General features: G+C 36.2%; 17 protein-coding genes and 1 tRNA gene. 3 read left to right on the top strand and 15 right to left on the bottom strand.

Annotated features, from left to right (window positions below; translation table 11 throughout):
- Nucleotides 1-8: 8 nt before the first annotated feature.
- A complete protein-coding gene (gene serS, locus OOK97_RS02100) occupies nt 9-1,286 on the bottom strand; it encodes a serine--tRNA ligase (protein ID WP_264705649.1) in 1,278 nt (425 codons plus the stop codon).
- A 143-nt stretch (nt 1,287-1,429) separates the two neighbouring features.
- Here serS and OOK97_RS02095 point away from each other — a divergent pair, with 143 nt between their 5' ends.
- Complete coding sequence (locus tag OOK97_RS02095) at nt 1,430-2,506, top strand: C48 family peptidase (protein ID WP_264705518.1); 1,077 nt, start codon at nt 1,430-1,432, stop codon at nt 2,504-2,506.
- Nucleotides 2,507-2,531: 25 nt separating this feature from the next.
- A complete protein-coding gene (gene dusB, locus OOK97_RS02090; RefSeq protein WP_264339239.1) occupies nt 2,532-3,494 on the top strand; it encodes a tRNA dihydrouridine synthase DusB in 963 nt (320 codons plus the stop codon).
- Nucleotides 3,495-3,500: 6 nt separating this feature from the next.
- Here the strand turns inward: dusB and OOK97_RS02085 are convergent, their stop codons facing one another.
- The 13 genes from OOK97_RS02085 to OOK97_RS02025 form a co-directional block, all read right to left on the bottom strand.
- Nucleotides 3,501-12,014, bottom strand: a complete 8,514-nt coding sequence (locus OOK97_RS02085; RefSeq protein ID WP_264705517.1) for a DNA-directed RNA polymerase subunit beta/beta' — start codon at nt 12,012-12,014, stop codon at nt 3,501-3,503.
- Between the two features lie 58 nt (nt 12,015-12,072).
- The gene (rplL, locus tag OOK97_RS02080) at nt 12,073-12,474 is read right to left on the bottom strand and encodes a 50S ribosomal protein L7/L12 (protein ID WP_007551887.1); all 402 of its coding nucleotides are present in this window, start codon (nt 12,472-12,474) and stop codon (nt 12,073-12,075) included.
- A 26-nt stretch (nt 12,475-12,500) separates the two neighbouring features.
- Nucleotides 12,501-13,019, bottom strand: coding sequence for a 50S ribosomal protein L10 (rplJ, locus tag OOK97_RS02075; RefSeq protein WP_006279539.1), 519 nt, complete (start codon nt 13,017-13,019; stop codon nt 12,501-12,503).
- Between the two features lie 12 nt (nt 13,020-13,031).
- Nucleotides 13,032-13,685: a 50S ribosomal protein L1 gene (rplA, locus tag OOK97_RS02070; RefSeq protein WP_077188473.1), complete on the bottom strand. Its 654-nt coding sequence runs from the start codon at nt 13,683-13,685 to the stop codon at nt 13,032-13,034.
- A gap of 4 nt (nt 13,686-13,689) precedes the next feature.
- Nucleotides 13,690-14,130 carry a 50S ribosomal protein L11 gene (locus OOK97_RS02065; protein ID WP_006279541.1) on the bottom strand — a complete coding sequence of 147 codons (441 nt, stop codon included), beginning with the start codon at nt 14,128-14,130 and terminating at the stop codon, nt 13,690-13,692.
- A gap of 2 nt (nt 14,131-14,132) precedes the next feature.
- Nucleotides 14,133-14,969 (bottom strand): transcription termination/antitermination protein NusG, encoded by an 837-nt coding sequence (gene nusG, locus OOK97_RS02060; protein ID WP_264705516.1) that lies wholly within the window; start codon nt 14,967-14,969, stop codon nt 14,133-14,135.
- The gene (secE, locus tag OOK97_RS02055; protein ID WP_022626186.1) at nt 14,959-15,159 is read right to left on the bottom strand and encodes a preprotein translocase subunit SecE; all 201 of its coding nucleotides are present in this window, start codon (nt 15,157-15,159) and stop codon (nt 14,959-14,961) included. The genes nusG and secE overlap by 11 nt, the downstream gene beginning before the upstream one ends.
- A 19-nt stretch (nt 15,160-15,178) precedes the next feature.
- Nucleotides 15,179-15,251: transfer RNA gene (locus tag OOK97_RS02050), tRNA-Trp, on the bottom strand.
- Between the two features lie 13 nt (nt 15,252-15,264).
- On the bottom strand, nt 15,265-16,437 hold the full coding sequence (tuf, locus tag OOK97_RS02045) for an elongation factor Tu (RefSeq protein ID WP_253303378.1): 1,173 nt from the start codon (nt 16,435-16,437) through the stop codon (nt 15,265-15,267).
- A gap of 11 nt (nt 16,438-16,448) precedes the next feature.
- Complete coding sequence (gene fusA / locus OOK97_RS02040) at nt 16,449-18,524, bottom strand: elongation factor G (RefSeq protein ID WP_236514502.1); 2,076 nt, start codon at nt 18,522-18,524, stop codon at nt 16,449-16,451.
- A gap of 21 nt (nt 18,525-18,545) precedes the next feature.
- Nucleotides 18,546-19,025 (bottom strand): 30S ribosomal protein S7, encoded by a 480-nt coding sequence (rpsG, locus tag OOK97_RS02035; RefSeq protein WP_007549313.1) that lies wholly within the window; start codon nt 19,023-19,025, stop codon nt 18,546-18,548.
- Between the two features lie 5 nt (nt 19,026-19,030).
- On the bottom strand, nt 19,031-19,405 hold the full coding sequence (gene rpsL / locus OOK97_RS02030; RefSeq protein WP_006279787.1) for a 30S ribosomal protein S12: 375 nt from the start codon (nt 19,403-19,405) through the stop codon (nt 19,031-19,033).
- Nucleotides 19,406-19,930: 525 nt separating this feature from the next.
- Nucleotides 19,931-20,083 (bottom strand): hypothetical protein, encoded by a 153-nt coding sequence (locus tag OOK97_RS02025; protein WP_007549315.1) that lies wholly within the window; start codon nt 20,081-20,083, stop codon nt 19,931-19,933.
- Between the two features lie 434 nt (nt 20,084-20,517).
- Here OOK97_RS02025 and prmC point away from each other — a divergent pair, with 434 nt between their 5' ends.
- Nucleotides 20,518-21,357 carry a peptide chain release factor N(5)-glutamine methyltransferase gene (prmC, locus tag OOK97_RS02020; protein WP_264705513.1) on the top strand — a complete coding sequence of 280 codons (840 nt, stop codon included), beginning with the start codon at nt 20,518-20,520 and terminating at the stop codon, nt 21,355-21,357.
- Nucleotides 21,358-21,521: 164 nt separating this feature from the next.
- Here prmC and OOK97_RS02015 read toward each other — a convergent pair whose 3' ends face one another.
- On the bottom strand, nt 21,522-22,403 hold the full coding sequence (locus OOK97_RS02015) for a P44/Msp2 family outer membrane protein (RefSeq protein ID WP_264705512.1): 882 nt from the start codon (nt 22,401-22,403) through the stop codon (nt 21,522-21,524).
- Nucleotides 22,404-22,429: the final 26 nt, after the last annotated feature.

The raw sequence follows: 22,429 nt of genomic DNA, 5'->3' as shown, positions 1-22,429 counted from the left end.
CAAAATTATTATTTGCTTATAACAGTATCATTACTCATGTATTTTTGCAACACGTTTGGTATTGCAATCGACCCGTCAGAATTTTGATAATTCTCCATTATGGCAATAATCGTTCTTCCTATAGCTAAAGCTGAGCCGTTTAAAGTGTGAATATATTTTTTCATCTTTTTATCAGTTTCTGAAGAGTATTTAGCGTTCATCCTTCTTGCTTGAAATGCACCACAATTTGAGCAGCTTGATATTTCTCTATATTTATTTTGCCCAGGTAACCATACCTCTATGTCATAAGTCCTTTGTGCAGCAAAACCCATATCACCACTGCAAAGCAGCATTACTCTGTATGGCAATTCTAATTTTTTTAATATCTCTTCAGCAACACTCGTCATACGCTCAAGCTCATCATTTGATTGGTCTTCAGTTGTGATGCTTACCAACTCCACTTTACCAAATTGGTGTTGCCTTATCATGCCCCTGGTATCGCGACCTGCACTACCTGCTTCTTTACGAAAGCACTCCGAATATGCAGTAAAGCGAATAGGCAGTTCTTTTTCTTCCATTATTTTGTCAGCAACTAAATTTGTTAAAAACACTTCACTTGTGGGAATCAACCTCAATTCGTCGGTAGTTAAATACGAATCGTCAGAAAATTTCGGTAGCTGACCAACATTATACATAGCCTCGTTTTTCACCAAAGTCGGGTGGTACACCTCAGTATAGCCAAATTCATTAACATGCATTTCAAGCATAAAATTTATTAGCGCTCGTCCAAGCTTAGCTAACTGTCCTTTTAATATCGTAAATCTTGATCCGGAAATTCTCGCCGCTTGTTCGAAGTCTATTAAACCTAATTTTTCTCCGAGTTCATAATGAGATTCTGGTACAAAATCAAACTGTCTTTTTCCTCCATATCTTCTCACCTCTAAATTAGAGTTCTCATCTGCGCCTATTGGCACATCTTGCGCAGGAATATTCGGCAAGTTAGATAAAACATTCACTAACTTATCCTTTTCTGCTTGTTCTTTTAAGCTGATTGCCTCTATCTCATTTGTGATGCTTTTTGACAACTCTATTTGCTCTTCACAGGGGCTCTTGCTCATTTTAAGCTTTTTTATTTCCTCTGTGATTTCATTGCGCTGCCTATTCAAATCCTGCAGTTTAGTGGTTAATGATCTTTTCTCGTGATCGATTTCTAATATCTCTTCCGCAGTAGATTCTCTAATTCCCCTGCTTTTCATTGCCTTTTCAAATCCTTCAGGGTTTTTGCGTATATATTCTATATCGTGCATATATTGTGCTATTACTAACATTGTTACTGTACTCCAAAAGCTCTTAATATTCAATATATTCTCATACTACTAAAATTATTATAGTTGATTTTTTTGTTAGAATTTGTTAAAATTTAATTAACTTAGCGTTCATAGGGTGTAGTATGTTGGGTATTACAAAAAATAATCAGAAAGAGAGCACTGACTTTGCTGGTGAGGAATTCGTTATCTACGCTACTTGTGTATGCCTAGCAGCCACATTCGCTGCTGGCTGTTTAGGGGCGGTAATAGGATCCCCTCTATTGACCTTTCCACTTGCTATGCTAATTTCTCATCCTGTGATTTGGATTATAATGGGAGTAGTTCTTACAACAGCATACAAATTAGCGAAGAACTATATTAATGGAAAAAGAGCAAGTCAAGGTGAGCAAAAAACTCAAGATGGAGATAGTGGTATTGTACCAGGAAGTGAACCCAATTCAAGGAACAGTAGTCGTAGAAGCTCTTTGGATAGTGGTTTGGGTGGTAAAGAGTTTCACGAAGATTTGGACACTCTTGTGCATCAGACAAACAGAAAAAACTATAGTTACTGGTTAGATGATAATGACATTACACATATTGCAAGAGTTGTATATGGGTACTCACAAAGTGAATATAGTAATAATAATGTCTATTTTCTTGCCCCTAGCTATTCTAATGGTTGGGACGAACTCACAAAAGAATTTCTTCAGAATTATAGAGGTGAATTCAAACAAAATTCTAAATTGATATTTACTTCGGTTCTTCATATTAACAATAATCATTGGGTAACTTTGGTTATTAAACCTGATGCAGGTGATAAAAAATTTAGAGCTTATTACTGTGACTCATTTGGTAATCAATTGCCAGATAATGTGCTAAATATTGTTAAAAGAGAACTGCAAAAAGAGGAATGGGTATTAGACATAAGAATTTCCCCAACTAAGCAGCAAAGTGACGGGTATAACTGTGGAATATTTGCGTTAGAAAATGCTCATAAAATTACACAAATGCTTAACGAAGACAAATCATTTGACGAAATTGACAAAAAGTTATCAGAATATAAATTTGATTTGAATGAGAAAAGAGAAGAATTTACAAGAGCGCTTATGGAAGATGAGAAATGTAAGGAAGATCTAAGAAATCGTAAGCGTCCGCCAAGGACGAAAACATCTCAGTCTTCTATTTCAAGGGAGAATGCAAGTTTGTGTTGCATTATGTAATCAATGAAAAATTACCATTGACCTTATGCCCCTCCAAATAGGAAATTTGACAATTGATTCTCCAGTTATTTTAGCTCCAATGTCTGGAGTGACTGATTATCCGTTTAGAAGTATTGTGAAGAAACTTGGTGCAAGTTTGTTAGTTTCAGAGATGATTGCAAGCAGAGCTATGATTATGCAAACTCGCCAGAGTTTGCAAAAAGCAAAAGTCGATGCATTAACTGCTGTTCAGCTTGCTGGATGCGAACCGAATGTTATGGCAGAAGCTGCAAAATTGAATGAGGATATGGGAGCTAAAATTATAGATATAAATTTTGGTTGCCCTGTTAAGAAAGTTGTAAACGGTTATGCAGGATCAGCGCTAATGCGTGATGAGAAAAAAGCCGCTGAGATAATTGAAGCTGTGGTCAAAGCAGTGAATATGCCAGTTACGGTGAAAATGCGCACTGGATGGAACGATGAAAATCGCAATGCCCCGAGACTTGCGAAAATTGCCGAAGACTTAGGAGCAAAAATGATCACTGTGCATGGAAGAACAAGAGCGCAGCTTTATAATGGTCAAGCAGATTGGAAATTCGTTAGAAATGTTAAAGAGCAAGTGAAAATTCCAGTTATAGTAAATGGTGATATTAAAAATTTAAATGATATTCAGAATGCTCTCAAAGAATCTGGAGCAGACGGAGTGATGATAGGTCGTGGTGCCTACGGTAAACCTTGGCTGATTAATCAAGCAATGAACTTTCTCAGTGGAAGTGAAACTTCTGAGCCAACAGCTTCAGAGAGATTAAGCATCATACTCGAGCATTACGACAATATTCTTGAGTACTATGGAAATGACACAGGAATAAAGATGGCCCGCAAACACATAGGTTGGTACAGTAGCGGGCTTCAAGGCTCATCTGAATTTCGTGTGAGAGTAAATAACATGACAGATAGCACAGAAGTGAAAGAAAATATTATTGGCTTTTTTGGTCAAGAGACACACTAGCTGTACTCAATTCGACTGATCGTATGCCACTACGCTCTCTTCCTCACCAGAGTGTAAATGACAACCATTATCCATCAACCATTCCTCGTCATAAGTTTCAATATCAAAATATTTTTCATATTTATCCACATTATCACAAAGTGAAAGTGCTCTGATCTTATTCATAATCAAACCTGTACCAGCAGGAATTAATCTTCCTACTATAACATTTTCTTTTAATCCACTTAAAGGATCACTCTTCCCGCAGAATGCTGCTTCTGTAAGTACTTTTGTTGTCTCTTGGAAAGAGGCAGCAGAAATAAAGGAGCTAGTTTCAAGACTTGCCCTAGTAATCCCCTGCAGAATAGGAAGATAATGAGTAGGCCGTTTGCCAGAGTTACTCATAGCATCATTTTCCCTATCAACTTCCAGCTTGTCAATGCTTTCGCCAACCAAGTACATAGTATCACCAGGATCAGTAATTTCCACTTTTTGTAGCATTTGTTTTAAGATCACCTCTAAATGCTTATTGTCTATACGAACACCCTGCAATCTATAAACTTGCTGTATTTCAGAAATCATATAGTGCGCTAAAGCTTCTAACCCAAGCACACGTAAAATATCATGGAGATCAGGGTCACCATCCATCAATAGATCACCTTTACGTACAAAATCACCTTCATTGACTATTACATGCTTACTTCTTGATACCAAATATTCAACTGGAGAAATTTGTTCATCTACAGGTTTAATTAATATACTGCGTTTTCCTCTACGGTCTTTTTCAGAAAATGCTACATAGCCATCTATCTCACTAACAATAGCATGCTCTTTAGGACGACGTGCTTCAAATAACTCTATAACCCTCGGTAAACCACCAGTAATATCACGAGTTTTAACTGACTCTCTTGGTGTTCTTGTAATAACATCACCTGCATGAACCTTCTGGCCATCTTGTACATTGAGCACTGCACCGATTGGTATAAAATAACATGCTTCAACGCCACTTGCGAGTGTCATTACTTTACCATTATCGTCAAGCAGCACAATACGAGGACGTAAATTAGCTCCACCAGAATGCAATTTCCAGTCTTTTACTACTTTGCTTGATATTCCTGTAGATTCATCCATCACTTCAGTGATCGAAATTCCATCTTTTAAGTCCTGATAAGACACTGTACCAGTCTTCTCCGTGATAATAGGCAATGTATAAGGATCCCATTCCGCAACTTTATCGCCAATTTTTACTGACCCACTCTCATCTACATAAAGCTTAGCGCCGTAAGGTACACTGTGCTTCAACTTCTCACTACCAAGGCTATCAATCAACACGACTTCACAGGAACGGCTTATCACAATTTTATTTCCGTTTCTATCTATAATTATATTACTATTGTTTAACTTTATTTTAGCATTAATAGAAGCTATAATATTCGAGGATTCAACGCCTCTAGTCATTACTCCACCTATATGAAAAGTACGCATCGTTAACTGAGTACCTGGCTCTCCAACAGATTGAGCAGCTATAACACCAACTGCTTCACCTATTGAAACAATTTTACCAGTTGCAAGGTCTCTTCCATAACATAAAGAACATACACCAGGACTTATTTCACAAGTTAAAGGCGATCTAATTTTTACAACATCAAGACCTGCAATGCTGATTTGCTTTACTTTATCCTCATCAATTAATTCCCCTGCTTTTACTAATAATTCTTTTGTCACTGGGTTATATATATCATTTGCAGCTGTTCTACCCAGCACAACACTCTCTAGAGATGCAACTATAGTACTTCCTTCAACTGTAGCTCTCACAACAAGACCATTTTTTGTTTTACAGTCATGCTTTGTAACTATGCAATTTTGAGATACATCAACTAAACGACGAGTTAAGTATCCAGAGTTTGCAGTTTTAAGTGCAGTGTCAGCTAAACCTTTACGCGCACCGTGAGTAGAATTAAAGTATTCAAATACGTTCAATCCTTCACGGAAATTAGAAATTATAGGTGTTTCTATAATCTCACCAGAAGATTTGGTCATGAGCCCTCGCATTCCTGCTAGCTGTTTCATCTGTGAAGTAGAACCCCTTGCACCAGAGTTAACCATCATATACACTGAGTTGTACTTACTATTTCCATCATATATAGATATTGCTTTTAACATATCATTAGCTATCATATCCGTACACTTAGACCATTCATCTATAACCTTGTTATACCTCTCACTTCTAGTTATTAGCCCATCTTGATATTGCATAGAGAATTTCTTAATTTCACCCCTCGCGTGATCAACATGTGTAGCTTTAGTTTCAGGTATAACCATATCACAACGACCAAAAGAGACACCAGAAAATGTGGCATACTCAAAGCCAAGTACCATTAATTTATCAGAAAATGCCACTGTAGCACTTTGACCACAGTTACGATATACCAAATCAACTATACAAGTTATTTCCTTGACTGTTAATATCTGATTTATTAGATCGAAGCCTAGATTCTCATGCTTAGGAAAAATTTGCCATAATATTAAACGGCCAGGAGTTGTACAAACAGTTTTATAGTGAGTTTCACCGCTGCTATTAATATACTCCATCCTATACTTTATACTAGAATGAATATGTAAAGTACCATCACTCAAGGAATGCTCAACTTCACAAAAAGCACCAAAAGATGGTAAATTATCTTCCTTAGGTTCTTGTAAAGTCAGATAATATATACCAAGTACTATATCTTTACTAGGAACTATAATCGGTCTGCCATTAGAAGGACTTAAAACGTTATTAGTGGACATCATCAACACCCTAGCTTCAAGCTGAGCTTCCAATGAAATTGGCACATGCACTGCCATTTGATCACCATCAAAATCAGCATTAAACGCCGTACAGACAAGCGGATGAAGCTGTATTGCTTTGCCTTCAATAAGGATTGGCTCAAAAGCCTGAATACCAAGTCTATGTAGCGTAGGCGCTCTATTCAACAAAACAGGATGCTCTTTTATTACCTCTTCAAGCATATCCCAAACTTCTGGTTTTTCTGCTCTTATCAACTTACTAGCAAACTTAATAGTTGGAGCCATACCATACATCTTAAGCTTTGAGTAAACAAAAGGTTTGAATAGTTCAAGAGCCATTCTTTTTGGTAATCCACACTGATTTAGTTTCAAAGTTGGACCAACAACTATTACAGAACGTCCAGAGTAGTCTACCCTTTTTCCTAAGAGGTTCTGGCGAAAACGACCCTGTTTTCCTTTTAACATATCACTAATGGACTTTTTATATCCAACAGCACCAGCTTTATTTACCAAAGTATTACGACGACTATTATCAAAAAGAGAATCAACTGCTTCTTGTAACATCCTTTTTTCATTACGAATCATAATCTCAGGAGGATTTAAGCTCAACAATTTTCTCAACCTGTTATTTCTATTAATAATAGTCCTATAATGATGATTCAGATCAGAAACTGCAGGACGACCACTCTCAAGCGATACCAAAGGACGCAAATCAGGTGGTAAAATAGGTATAGTTGTAAGTATCATCCACTCAGGCCTATTTCCAGATTTAATGAAGTTTTCAACAATACGCAATCTCTTTATAATTTTCTTTCTTCTTATCTCAGAAGCAACAGATTCTAATTCTAGTCTTAAATCCTTCCTAATTTCATGTAAATCAAGGCGCGTTAGCAACTCTCTTATAGCTTCAACACCTTGCATAGCTACAAAACTATCGATCCCATAGCTATCTTTAGCTTCATTATAAGCTTTTTCACTAATAATCTCACCTTTTTCAAAAGGCGAAACAAGAGGATCTATTACGATATAATTATCGCTATATAAAATATTCTCAATATCTCTGAGAGACATATCCAATAATGCTCCAATTCTTGAAGGAAGCGATTTCAAAAACCATATATGAGCAACAGGAGATGCAAGCTCTATATGACCCATCCTTTCTCTTCTTACTTTAGAAGATGTAACTTCTACTCCGCATTTTTCGCATATGCGACCTCTGTGTCTTCTTTTTTTGTATTTTCCACATAAACATTCATCGTCATTGACAGGGCCAAAAACCTTAGGGCAAAATAATCCACCTTTCTCAACTTTGAACGTACGATAATTTGCAGTTGAAACATCTTCTATCTCACCACAAGATATACGCTTAATACTTTCAGGGCTAGCAATCGATATGCTAACCTCATTAAAAGGTTGTGCAATGTTAGTGTGAGATATATCTTCAATCACTACATCATTTTGCTTTAAATCTACATTTAAACATAAAGAACGTAGTTCTTTTATCATCACATTAAAGGATTCAGGAATTCCACATTCAAAATTACTGTCACCTTTTATTATCGATTCATAAATCTTAACTCTACCATTAATATCATCAGACTTCACAGTTAACATTTCCTGCAAAGTATAAGCAGCACCATAGGCTTGTAATGCCCAACATTCCATTTCACCAAAACGCTGACCACCAAAATGAGATTTTCCTCCAAGAGGTTGTTGAGTAACCAAACTATAAGGCCCTACTGAACGCGCATGAATTTTACCATCAACCAAGTGGTGCAACTTAAGCATGTACATGTAACCAACTGTAACCTTGCGGTCGAATTTTTCACCACTGCAACCGTCATATAATACAGCTTGTCCAGAGTTATCTAAACCAGCAAGTTCAAATAATTTTGCTATTTGTTCATCTTTTGGACCCTCAAATACAGGTGCAGCAACAGGAACGCCATCACGTAATTTGCGTGCAAATTCAATGAGATTATTATCACTAATATTACGAATATCATTACAGATAGATACGTTACTGCCATAGCTATAAACCTCAATCAGGAAGTTACGTAAATTGCTGTATGAACTTTTACAAGAGTTCAAATAGTTCTCTACTAACTCATTCAACTCGTCATTTAGTGCATTCTTATTAGGTGTATTTAAAACAGAAGCCGCTATTTCATCATCATCAATATTTTCAATTTTTTTATTATCAAGGTATGCTACTGCAAATTGTGTAAAATTATCATCGTTAAGGGACCTAATTCCCTTGCAAAAAGCACTTTTGATCTTATTGATCTCATCGAGAATATTACTTACCTTTTCCCCTAATTTTCTACAAGCCCAACCTACATGCGTTTCCAGTATTTGCCCTACATTCATTCGTGAAGGAACACCAAGAGGGTTAAGAATAATATCAACAGGAGTACCATCTTCCAAATAAGGCATATCTTCCACTGGCACAACTCGAGAAATCACACCTTTATTTCCATGTCTACCAGCCATTTTATCCCCTGGTTGCAGACTATGTTTCACAGCAATGAAAACTTTTACTGACATCGACACACCTTGAGGCAGGTCATAACCTTCATGTAATTTTTCTACTTTTCGCTTAAACTGTGCTATTGCATGTGATACTTTTTCATCAAAATCTTTTTTTAAGCTCTTAACTTGCTCAGAAATGGATTGGTTTTTTAATCCTATACCCCACCATTGCTCACGTTCAATAGAGTCAAATTTTTCTCGATCTTGAGAACCAGAATTAATAAGAAGTTTCTTCAGTTCATCATAGAAATATTCACTAGTAACATTGATTATATAATCTCGCTCTTCCTCAAAGTCATTTATCTCTTTTTGTTTGATGAGTAATGCCCTTTCATTTTCTTCAACCCCCCTGCGTGTAAAGACTTGTACATCAATTACTGTCCCTTCAACATCTGGAGATGTATATAAAGAGGAATCCGCACAATCGAATGACTTTTCACCAAAAATTGTCATTAATAACTTCGTTTCAGGAGGCAATGAAAGAGAAGGTTTAGGTGTAACTTTACCTACCAGAATATAGCCTGGACCAACTCTTGTACCAATTTTCACTATACCACTATCATCCAAGTGATATAGATTTTCTTCATTAACACCAGGTATAGCACGAGTTATTTTTTCTGATCCTAAAGGGGTATCATGTACAACACAGTCAAATTCTTCTATATGAATAGAAGTAAAGAGATCTTTTTTAACAACTTCACTAGAAATAATAATAGAGTCTTCAAAATTATAACCTTGCCAAGACATAAAAGCGACTAGCAAATTTTTACCAAGCGCCAACTCACCACTGTTAATTGCAGGACCATCAGCTATTACATCACCCTTTTTAACATAATCACCTACGCACACTAGCGGTCTTTGATTAATACAAGTATTATGGTTAGAACGCTGAAATTTCCTTAGATGATAAATATCTACGTCCAAGTAGTTAACCCTTTCTTTATCAAAAGCACGTATAACTATAGAGTTACTATCAGAACTATCAACTATGCCATCGCGTTTTGCTAAAACTACAGCACCAGAGCCAGAAGCTACAAAAGACTCCATACCAGTAGCAACCAGAGGAGCGGTAGGCTTCAATAAAGGTACGGCCTGACGTTGCATATTTGAGCCCATTAATGCTCTATTAGCATCATCATTTTCTAAAAATGGAATCAAGGAAGCTGCAACTGATATTACCTGCTTAGGAGATACGTCAATGTAACTAACTTGGTCGCTACTTACCATGACGAAGCTACCAGCATATCTACAGTATAGCATGTCATCAACAAAGCAATTATTTTCATCAAGCTTTACGCTAGTGTCAGCTATATGATGTGAGCCTTCGTCTATAGCAGAAAGATACTCAATTTGATCAGTAACAACCCTATTGACTACTTTTCTATAAGGGCTTTCAATGAAACCATATTTATTAATACGCGCGTATATAGCTAAGCTGTTGATTAACCCTATATTTTGCCCTTCAGGAGTCTCAATAGGGCAAATTCTTCCATAATGAGTTGGATGAACATCACGCACCTCAAATCCTGCCCGTTCTCTTGTTAAACCGCCAGGACCTAACGCGGATAACCTTCTTTTATGTGTTATTTCAGATAACGGATTAGTCTGATCCATAAATTGAGATAATTGAGAAGAATTGAAGAAATCTCTTAAAACATTAGTTAACACTTTTGGATTAATAAAATCAGATGGAGAAACTTTATCTAAACTAGAAGTGGACATAGAATCAACTATTGCGCGTTCCAATTTCAACAACCCAGTTCTAAATTGATTTTCTATAAACTCTCCAACTGATCTTACTCTTCTGTTTCCTAAATGATCAATATCATCTACAGATCCTTGACCGTCACGTAACAATACTATTTTTTTCACAATTTCAATAATATCTTCATGCGTTAAAACAGTTAAATCCTCATCATAATTTAATCCAAGATAAGAGTTAAGCTTCAACCTACCAATGTTAGACAAATCATAATATTCCGGACTGAAGAAAAGATTACGGAAAAACTCTTCTACTATCTCTAAAACAGGAACTTCACCAGGACGCAAAACTCTATATATTTCATATAGTGCATCCTGATAAGACATGTTTTCATCTAAGAAAAGCGTATTTAATATATAAGGTCCAACAAACAAATTATCTATGTTCAACACTGATATTTCATCTACAGATAATAACTCAAGCTTCTTTATGTCTTCCAGCTTTATAGATTCACCAGCAGATAAAATTTTCGTAGAGCTAGCACTATCCATTAAATCTTCTGCGAGGAATAAATCACATATAGAATTAAAAGGAACCAGATACTCTTTCAATTCATTATCATATAGCTTTTTAGCTAGTCTTGAGGTAATACGAACGTTAGCTTTAAGCAGCACATTACCTTCAATATCCATTAAGTCGAAAGGCAGCCTCACTCCTTTAAATTTATCAGGAACAAAAGGCACTTTCCAACCATCTTTATGTTTTACATACTTTATTTTCTCATAAAATCTATCGAGTATATCATTATTTGATAGACCCAACGCCTTTAATAAAACTGAAATTGGCAATTTTCTTTTTCTATCAACACGAAAATACAAATGGTCTTTAACATCAAATTCAATATCAAGCCAAGAACCCCTATAAGGAATAATTCTAGCAGAATAGATCAATTTACCAGAATTGTAAGTTTTTCCCTTATCGCTATCAAAAAATACACCAGGAGACCTATGCATTTGTGAGACGATAACTTTTTCCACACCATTAATGATGAAAGTGCCCTTATCAGTCATCATAGGCAACCCACAAAAGTGGACTTTCTGCTCTTCTATAGATTTTACAACGGTTGCAAGTTTAGAATGATCTCCACTCTCTTTAATCGATTTATATTCATCAAGAGAAATACCATCCTGCATAACAACAAGACGTATAGAAGCAATAACCTGAGCAGAAAAAGTTACACCACGCTTTATACACTCAGATTCATCATACTTAGGATCATCTACCCTACAACTTATAAACTCAATAGTAGCCCTACGCAAAGGATCATTTATTGGAAAGATTGTATGAAAGATAACTTCAAGTCTTTCATTACCCTTATTCTTAGGAGTAAAAGAATCATATGATTCTTTTTGAACCTTAACCAAATCCAATAAAGAATCTTTTAAATCAATCGACCTAGAATAAGAAACTCTAGGAACAAAAGCACCAGAAGCGTACATATAAGAAGAATCAACCATTAAAATACCCCAAACTAATTAAAAGAGCTATATCAATATAAAATTAATACATTAAATATTATTCAAGCTCCACTTTAGTTGCTCCTGCTTCAATAAGTTTTTGCTTGATTTTTTCTGCTTCGTCTTTAGGAACATTAGCAGTCAAATCTTTAGGTAAAGATTCAACCAACTCTTTTGCTTCTTTTAAACCCAATGTAGAATTAACCTCTCTCACAGCTTTAATAACTCCTATTTTTTTACTCGCATCAATTTCTTTAATCACAACTTTATACTCAGCTTTTTCTTGAGCAGCAGGAGCAGCAGCATTATCACCAATAGGCGCCCCAGCACCAACAGCTCCACCAAGAAAAGAACCAGCAGGCAACCCTATTTTCTCTTCTAAAACTTTTACAAGTTCAGAAGCCTCTAATAGGTTTAAAGATAATATTTTATCAACCAAATCACTTGTTACATTACTCATAATTACCACCTTACTTAACAACAAATTTATTTTTTAGAACTATAATAATCCAAAACTCTCATAAGCCTCATAGAAGATGAATTAATAGACAACGCTAACCGAGCAGGAATATCATAAGATATTAAACGCATAATTTTAACACGCAATTCATCCAGAGAAGGCAACTTAGCCAGTTTATTAACATCTTCCACTGTTAACAATTCATTTAAATGAGCTGCGCAAATCACAGACATTTTTTCTTTGTTAGCATTAGTAAAATCAACTATTAATTTTGCAGCTTCTACTATGCCACTAGAGTATATAATAGCAACAGGACCGGAAAATTTGCCTGATAAATAAGAGAATTTACCAGTCCTTTCCAAAGCCAAGCGCGCTAGAGTGTTTTTAACTACTAATACCCCACCTGCTATAGACTTCAGACTATTCCTCAGAGTTAATGAATCATTAGCATTTATAGATTTAAAATTTACTAATATCAAGAAATCATTATTTACAAATACGTTTATTGTGCTCTGTATAAATTCATCCTTATCTTTACGCTTCACGGTATCACTCCCTTAAATTATATCTTCCACTTTGCCTATCTTATAAGCTTTACCCATAGTTGAATTTAAAAAAACACCCTTAAAGTAAATTCCTTTCGCAGAAATAGGTTTATTATCTTTAATTACTTTAAGAAAGGCTTTTAAATTTTCTAGCAAGTCATCAATATCAAATTTAATATTTCCTAATTTACCATGAATAACACCATTTTTATCTGTTCTAAATTTTACCTGACCAGACTTAATGGTTTTAATAGCTTCTGCAATGTTAGAAGTCACAGTACCAAATTTAGGGTTAGGCATCAGCCCTTTAGCACCCAATACTTTTGCAATAGGAGTGATTTTTGCCATAAAATCAGGAGTAGTAATGCACCAATCAACATCTAACTTTCTACCTTTTTTTATTTCTTCAACTAAATCCTCTCCTCCTGCAATATCAGCACCAGCTTTTTCAGCTTCTAATAAATGTTTATCTTGAGCGAAAACAGCTACTTTAATATTCTTCCCGATACCTTTAGGCAAAACTACTGTACCACGCACCTGCTCTTCAGATTTACGTGAATCTACGCCTAAATTGACCGCAATATCAACTGATTCATTAAATTTTGCTGAAGCAGACTCAACAATCTTCCTCAAACACTGCTTAGGATTATCATTATATGTATTCATTTACCTAACCTTCCACAACTTCTATACCCATAGATTTTGCAGTGCCTACAACCATTTTCACTGCTGAATCTTCATTATCCACTTTCATATCAACCATCTTGCACTTTGCTACTTTAATTATAGCAGACATAGGTAATTTAGCCACTAATTCTTTACCAGGATTACCAGAACTTTTACTTAATTTAGCCTCCTGCTTAAGTAAATAAGCCACAGGCGGACCGCTGACAGTAAAATCATGAGAGCGATCATCCTTTATGGAAATTCGCACTGTTACTAAATCGCCTACTTTATAATTAGCGTTAGCAGCACTAGTAACTTTATTAAAAGCTTCACAAAACTTAGGAACAGGTATACCACGTGGACCAAGTACTGAAGCAATTTTCGGTCCTGGAACTGCTTTCCCAGCTTCCATAAGTAAGTTAATCTTAGCAACTATAACACTCATAATTAATCCTCTATTTTCTCTACTTGAGCCAGATCAAGCTCTATTATTGTCGGCTTACCTAAAATCGATACTTCCACATTAATAATTTTTTTCTCATCGTTTACCATATTTACCTTACCAGTAAAATTTTGAAAAAGACCATCATTAATTTTCACTTTTTCACCTTTTTCATAACCATAACCTAACTTCTTTGTCTCTTGAGCATTATAAAGTGCATTACACATTGAGTGAATCTCATCATCCAAAATCACCTTTGGAATATTACCGTTTTTCAAAAATCCATAAACCTTAAGAGATTTTGGTATATTATTGATAAAATTCAATACTTCATCGCATAAATTCACGTATAAAAAGACATAACCAGGAAAGCATTTCCTTCGTGTAGCAATTTTCTTAGATTTCAACTCTACTTCACTTAGCTCTTCATATGGAATAAAAACTTCCTTAAAGTAATCATTAACACCCAATCTCATAGAATTTTCCAATATATGTTGGCGCACTTTCTCTTCACAATTAGAAGCAACTCTCAAGATATACCATTTATACCTATTAAATTCTTTACACTTTAAACTTATCTCATCATCTAAAATCATCTCAAAATTACCAGATTCGCCACTGCAGAATCCAGGCGTTTGATTCAAAATATTTTTGCTTTCATCACACAGATGCATATATACATACACTTCACATAACTCTTTTATATCAGACTTTGAATTACATACCGTTTGATAAGGAATAAACACTTCCTTAAAATAAACAGCATTACTTACCAATTCGCGTATGTTTTGCTCATATCCATAATCAACTTTAATGATATACCATTTATATTCACATTCCATAAATAATTCCAAATAAAGCCTTAATTACGTAAAGAGACATAAAATCCACAAAACAGAAGAAAATCGAAAAGCATAATATAACAATCATTACAACAAATAGAGATGACAACACCTCCTGTTTCTTTACCCAAGCAATTCTTCGTATTTCTTGCTTTATATCACAGAAAAAACCACACAAACTTTTTAACATTTCCACCACAACATTAATGCAGGAGCGATAGGAATTGAACCTACAACCTCTGGTTTTGGAGACCAGCGCTCTACCAATTGAGCTACACTCCTATAACTCAAACTCTCACTCCAAAATTTCAGAAACAACACCAGAACCAACAGTTCTACCGCCTTCTCTTATCGCAAAACGCAATCCCTTATCCATTGCTATCGGTACTTGCAATTCTACTTCTACACTCACATTATCTCCTGGCATTACCATCTCCTTCCCATCTAGCAATTTTATGCTCCCAGTTACATCCGTTGTCCTTAAATAAAACTGTGGCTGGTAATTCGCAAAAAATGGTGTATGCCTTCCTCCTTCCTCTTTCTTTAATATATAAACCTCCGCCTTAAACTTTCTATGCGGTGTTATCGTCCCCGGTTTCGCTAATACTTGCCCTCTCTCCACTTCTTCTCTTTTTGTTCCTCTTAACAATATTCCTACATTGAGTCCTGCACTTCCCTTATCCAGCAACTTCTTAAACATCTCAACACCTGTGCATATCGTCTTTTGCGTCGCTTGCAGACCTATTATCTCTATCTCTTCTCCCGTCTTTATCTCTCCCTTCTCTATTCTTCCTGTTACCACTGTTCCTCGCCCCGATATCGAAAATACATCTTCGATTGGCAATAAAAATGGTAAATCCACAGGCCTTGGTGGAACCGCCACATATTCATCTAATTTTTCCATCAATTTGTCTATTGATTTCTTTCCATATTCGCTGCTGTCATCCTCCAGCGCCTTGAGTGCTGAACCAACCACAACAGGCACTTCATCCCCTGGAAATCCGTATTTACTCAGTAATTCCCTCACTTCCATTTCTACTAAATCTATCATATCAGCATCAGCAACATCAGCTTTATTTATATACACCACGATATATCCAACACCTACCTGCTTCGCCAGCAATATATGCTCTCTCGTTTGTGGCATTGGCCCATCAACCCCCGACACTACCAATATCGCCGCATCCATCTGTGCTGCACCTACTATCATGTTCTTTACATAGTCAGCGTGTCCAGGACAATCAACGTGTGCATAATGCCTTTTTTCCGTCTGATACTCAACATGCGCTGTTGCTATCGTTATCCCCCTCTTCCTTTCTTCTGGCGCTTTATCTATCTGATCGTACGCTACAAAATTTCCATAATGCTTCGTTATCGCCGCTGTTAACGTCGTCTTCCCATGATCCACATGTCCTATTGTTCCCACATTTACATGCGGCTTTCCAAATGCTTCCACTACTGCTGTCATAATTATTACCCTTAATTATACTCTAACTTTAACTCATCAACCACATATTGTGGCACTTGCTCATAACAAGAAAAATGCATACTATACTGCGCCCTTCCCTGAGACATAGAACGCAAAACGTTGATATAACCAAACATATTTGCAAGAGGTACCGAAGCAGTAATTATTTTACTATTATTACCTAAATCGAGCATATCAGCAACATTTCCTCTTCTACTATTTATATCACCCATAACATCACCCATATATTCTTCAGGAGTAATGATTTCAACTTTCATTATAGGCTCCAGCATTTTTGGACCAGCTTTATTTGCCATCTCTTTAAAAGCACCTTTAGCAGCAAGTTCAAAAGCTAAAGGACTAGAATCAACCTCATGAAAAGCACCATCAAGAAGGGTAGCCTTAAAATCAATCAACGGAAATCCCGAAATTATACCACCTTCTTTTATCAACTCCAAGCCATTTTCTACCCCAGGAATATACTCTTTTGGAATAGCACCACCTACAATTTTACTTTCAAATTGAAACCCAGAACCAGGCTCAAGAGGTTCAAATTTTATTTTAACCTTAGCAAACTGACCAGCTCCACCAGATTGTTTTTTATGAGTGTAATCAATTTCAACAGATTTAGTGATAGTTTCACGATATGCAACCTGAGGAGCACCGACGTTAGCCTCAACGTTAAATTCGCGCTTCATTCTATCAACAATAATCTCAAGATGGAGCTCACCCATGCCTTTCAATATAGTCTGGCCACTTTCCGCATTTACTGACATTCTCAAAGAAGGATCTTCTGCAACCAACCTATTTAGAGCAATACCTAATTTTTCCTGATCTGAAGTGGTTTTAGGTTCCACAGCAATTTCAATAACAGGCTCAGGAAATTCCATACGCTCCAATAATATAGGAAAATCAACAGAACATAAAGTATCTCCGGTGGTTGTTTTCTTTAGCCCAACTAAAGCAACTATATCTCCAGCCCTAGCCTCAGTTATATCTTCTCGGTTATTTGCATGCATAAGTAACATTCTGCCAATCCCTTCAGTTTCGTTTTTTAACGCATTTGAAGCGGTAGATTTAGACTTTAATTTACCAGAATAAATACGGATAAACGTCAAGCTGCCTACAAATTTATCCGTCATCACTTTAAATGCAAGAGCAACAAATTTCTCTTTTTCTGAAGGTTTGACCTCAATTTTCTTTTCTGAATCTTTAGGATCAATTCCAACAATTACATCAACATCAATAGGAGAAGGTAAAAAGTCAACCACACCATCTAAAAGTGGTTGTACGCCTTTATTTTTAAAAGCTGATCCACACAACACAGGAACAAATTTTCCTTTAATGGTCCCATTTCTCACGCATTTTTTCAGTAAATCCACTGGCAGATCATTAGACTCAAAGTAAGTATTCATCGCTTCATCATCCATCTCAGCTGCAGCATCTAATAAAAGATTTCGATATTCTTGAGCCTTATCAAGCAAATCAGAAGGAATATCTTCATAAGAAAATTTAGCGCCCAACGTTTCTTCTTGCCATATAATGGCTTTCATAGAAATAAGGTCAATTATACCTTTGAAATCTTTCTCACTCCCTATTGGTAAATGAATAACTAAAGGTGCTGCACCAAGCTTCGTCTTTATCATATCAACACATCGATAAAAATTTGCCCCTATTCTATCCATCTTATTAACAAAGCAGATACGAGGAACGCTATATTTATCAGCTTGACGCCACACTGTCTCAGATTGAGGTTCAACTCCAGCAACTCCATCAAATACAGCAACTGCACCATCCAAAACCCTTAAAGATCTCTCAACTTCAATAGTGAAATCAACGTGACCAGGAGTGTCTATTATATTGACCCTATGATCATTCCAAAAACATGTTGTTGCAGCAGATGTGATTGTAATACCACGCTCTTTTTCCTGCTCCATCCAATCCATAGAAGCTGCACCATCGTGCACTTCACCAATTCTATTTTGCTTACCAGTATAAAATAAAATACGCTCTGTTGTGGTAGTCTTACCAGCATCTATGTGAGCCATTATCCCTATATTTCTGTATTTAGATATTCCAATTTCCATATCACAATTAATTAGCTAACATTAAAAACGAAGATGAGAAAATGCCTTATTAGCTTCAGCCATTTTATATTTTTCTTCGCACATCTTAAACGCACCACCGCGTTTATTATAAGCATCCAGTATTTCAGATTGCAAACAATCAACAGTGGTTTTTCCACTCTTTTTTCGAGCAGCAGAAGTTGCTTTAGCAATCCACCTTAATGCTAAAGAAACCGCTCTATCTTGTCGAACTTCAACAGGTACTTGATAAGTTGCACCACCAATGCGTCGAGAACGCACTTCTATAGAAGGAGTAACATTTCCTACTGCTGTCTCAAAAATTGATAACCCACCTTCGCCTATTTTCTTTTCAGCTAAAGACAAAGCGTCATAGATAATCTTTTCTGCAGTAGATTTTTTACCACATTTCATGATTGTATTAATGAAACGCATCAGCAAAACACTGCCGTAACGCGAATCAGGACTTATTTCTCTTTTTTTTGCTTTATTCCGACGAGCCATAAACTTTAACCAGATTTCTTTACACCATATTTTGAACGAGCTTTCTTTCGATTTTGCACACCACGCAGATCAAGGGCACCTCTTATTATGTGATAACGCACACCTGGCAAATCTTTAACCCGCCCACCACGTATCAAAACAACAGAGTGTTCTTGTAAATTATGACCTTCACCAGGTATATAAGCCGTCACTTCACCATACCCACTAATTTTTACTCTGGCTACTTTACGGAGTGCTGAGTTAGGCTTTCTAGGAGTTGTAGTATACACCTTAGTGCAAACACCTCTCCTTTGAGGGTTGCTTTCTCCCAAAGCTGGTACCTTTTTCTTATGGGTCAATCCTAATCTACCCTTACGTATTAATTGATTTATCGTAGGCATATGTTATAAACTCAAGCTCATTAAAATAACTAAGTTTTTAGTTATAAAATAATAAACCTCAATAGTCAATATAAAAATAAACATTACTACTCTAATAATTAAGCTCAACTGCCTTGAAAGCCATCAGTAGACTTCTTGCACTACCTCCCAAGCCACAACTGTCATTCAGTAGAAACGAAAAAACTTACTTGACACCCTTCGCCAGCCCCATTATCATGGTACTGAAGGTATTCATTTATCTTCAATCTGTGCAGATTAAATGACAACAGTATTACGTAATTGGCGTCTTATTTTTAATTTTTTGCACTATGCACACTTTACTTCTTCACAACATTTCTGGGTTTTTACCTATATAAGCTGAAACGCGCTTATAAAGCGTTTAAGACAGTATAGTACGCCAATTTGCAGGATTAGAGAGTGACAACTAGCTAATACGGGATATCTTTTGCCTTTTTTTTGCTTAGTAAATTTCTTAAACATTTAAACTAAGGTGAGTTGCATTTAAAAGCAGCTAAATTGCAGTGTTTAAGACTTAAAAAACGCCAATACTGAAAATAGACAATGACTAGGGCTTCTTTTGCCTTTTTTTTGCTTGGTAAATTTCTTAATATTTATGGCAACATGAACTGGACAGGAAGGTGTCATTCCAGTGCTTGACACTGGAATCCAGTTTTCCATATAATCTCATCGAAAATGTTGTAACCACTTTCTGTGCTAGTTTGCTTGCTTACAAGCAAACTTTTCTGGATCCCAGTGTCTGGGCACTGGGATGACAGGGGAGGGAGGCTACTTGGATGACACCATTCTTTTTCCTGGATCCAAGTAGTCAGGGCACTGGGATGACAGGAGAAGGTACTAGGATGACACCCTGACCTCGTCGTCCCGCTACGTGTTAGCGGAATCTAGAGATACCGTGACGGTATGACGTAAAGCTCGCATTAGCTATACTTTTATGCTCACCAACTTAGCTGGATCCAAGTAGTCAAGCTACTTGGATCTGCAAATTGCAATGTTCGTACAGCTGCGTGCTTGACACTGGGATTTAGTGCAGCTACCCTAAACTGGAAGCTCATCTTGCTATTCTTGGCTGAAAGGAACATATTTTTAGAATAATGAAAACAATCAGCACTTTAATTCAAGAAGGATCGGAGTTATTATCATCACATAAAGTTGAATCACCACATTTAGATTGTGAAATCATCATGCAGCACGTACTTGGAGTGGAAAGATCATTCATAATTATGAACCATGCTGATCAAGTGCCGATGGAGAAAGAACTTTTATTTTGGAAATTAACAAAAAAAAGAGCGGAAAGATATCCAATATCGCAAATAATAGGTAATCGTGAATTCTGGAGTAAAAATTTTATAGTTAACCAGCATGTTTTAGATCCAAGGCCAGATAGTGAAACAATAATCCTAGCAGTGTTAAAATATTACCCAAACAAAAAACAGAAACTAAAAATTGCAGATTTTGGCACAGGCACAGGTTGTTTATTGATATCCGTACTTAGTGAGTATAAATATGCTGTTGGCGTCGGTTTTGAAAAAAGCTTGGAAGCATATAAAGTTGCCTATCAGAACACAAAAAAACATGATCTTCTCAGCAGAGCCAAAATATTTCCAAGTTCGTGGACAGAATGCAGCGATTTATTTGATCTGATAATTAGCAATCCTCCATATATTAAAAGAAGCAAATTGAAAGACTTGCAAGCTGAAGTGCAAAAGGAACCAAGAATTGCCCTTGATGGTGGTATTGATGGTTTGAGTTGTTACTTGAGCATTTTTCCAATATTAAGGAGGTGCCTTAAAAAAAATGGGTTTGCGATATTGGAGATAGGTGAAGATCAAAGCAATATTGACAAAATAACCCCCTCATACGAATTAGCTTTTCAGGAATATGTATATGACTTAGCGGGAATGAAGAGATGCATTGTTATGCAAAAAACATAGCTAATGTTTTCTTGTATTATCTCCTTCATCCCATATTATCCTATGTCATCCCAGTACCCTCTAGTTAGTCATCCAAGTAGCGTGACTACTTGGATCTATATTTACTATGGTCAAGCCATAGGATGACAGGAACGGTTTTATGCATTTTTTAAAGGGCAACATGTTTAAGCTTTACTAGCAAAGTGGAAAGTAAGGCCAGCTTCTATGCCGTGTGTGTGAAATAGTCGATTACCTATATTTATTTTATCTGTTTTCGCAGCCTCTATCGGTTTATTATTGTCAACGAGTTCATTATACCGCCTTGTTTTGCTGACTTTATCGTCTACCACTTCCCTGAACGCTTCTGCTTCAAGCGTAAAATTGCTATCAATAACACCACCAACAGCAAAACCCCTATATCCGATATGCATATTTACATCTTCATTTATGCGATAATCAAGGCCAGCTTTTAATTGACCTGCGGGTCTTATTGACGATTTTTCAAACATTGTCATTCTTGTTGCACCAATTCCAATACCAATGTAAGGAGAAAAAGAGAAACGGTCACCCTTCCAATGATGATAAACATTTGCCATTACAGATATGTTCTCAATTTGGTCGTGATTGACTATAGCACGATACAAATATTCTGTATCAGTGTTGTCTGCTTGCTTCTTAACTTTTTCCTTTGTGTACGATACAGTCATTTGATTGCTTATTAAACCAATATTATCCACTTTTACAGAAGAATACATCCCTTCCAATTCAGCCCTATAGCTGTTGCCATTCAATTCCCCTGTATAACCCAATACTACATTTGCAGCAAAAGGTGGATTATAATCTCCTTTATACTCACTTAGTGACTGACCTTCTGTGTTCTGAGCACCCCTGTCATTTATAGACAAATTTTTGATACCTGTAGTGCTTGTTTTTAGTACGCTTGTGTTATTTAAATATTGACCGTAATACCCACTACCAAAGTAAAACCCTTCTGTTTCACTCGCAAAAGATTGTTGTGACAACAATAAAGCAAGTGCTGTAACCGCTAATGTTTTTTTACTAATCATTACTACTCCCCTAGTTAAAATAGCTA

Origin of the sequence: Wolbachia endosymbiont (group A) of Gymnosoma rotundatum, from assembly GCF_947250765.1 — a bacterium.
In the GTDB taxonomy this organism is placed as follows: domain Bacteria; phylum Pseudomonadota; class Alphaproteobacteria; order Rickettsiales; family Anaplasmataceae; genus Wolbachia; species Wolbachia pipientis.
This window is presented reverse-complemented; position numbering and strand designations above follow the sequence as displayed.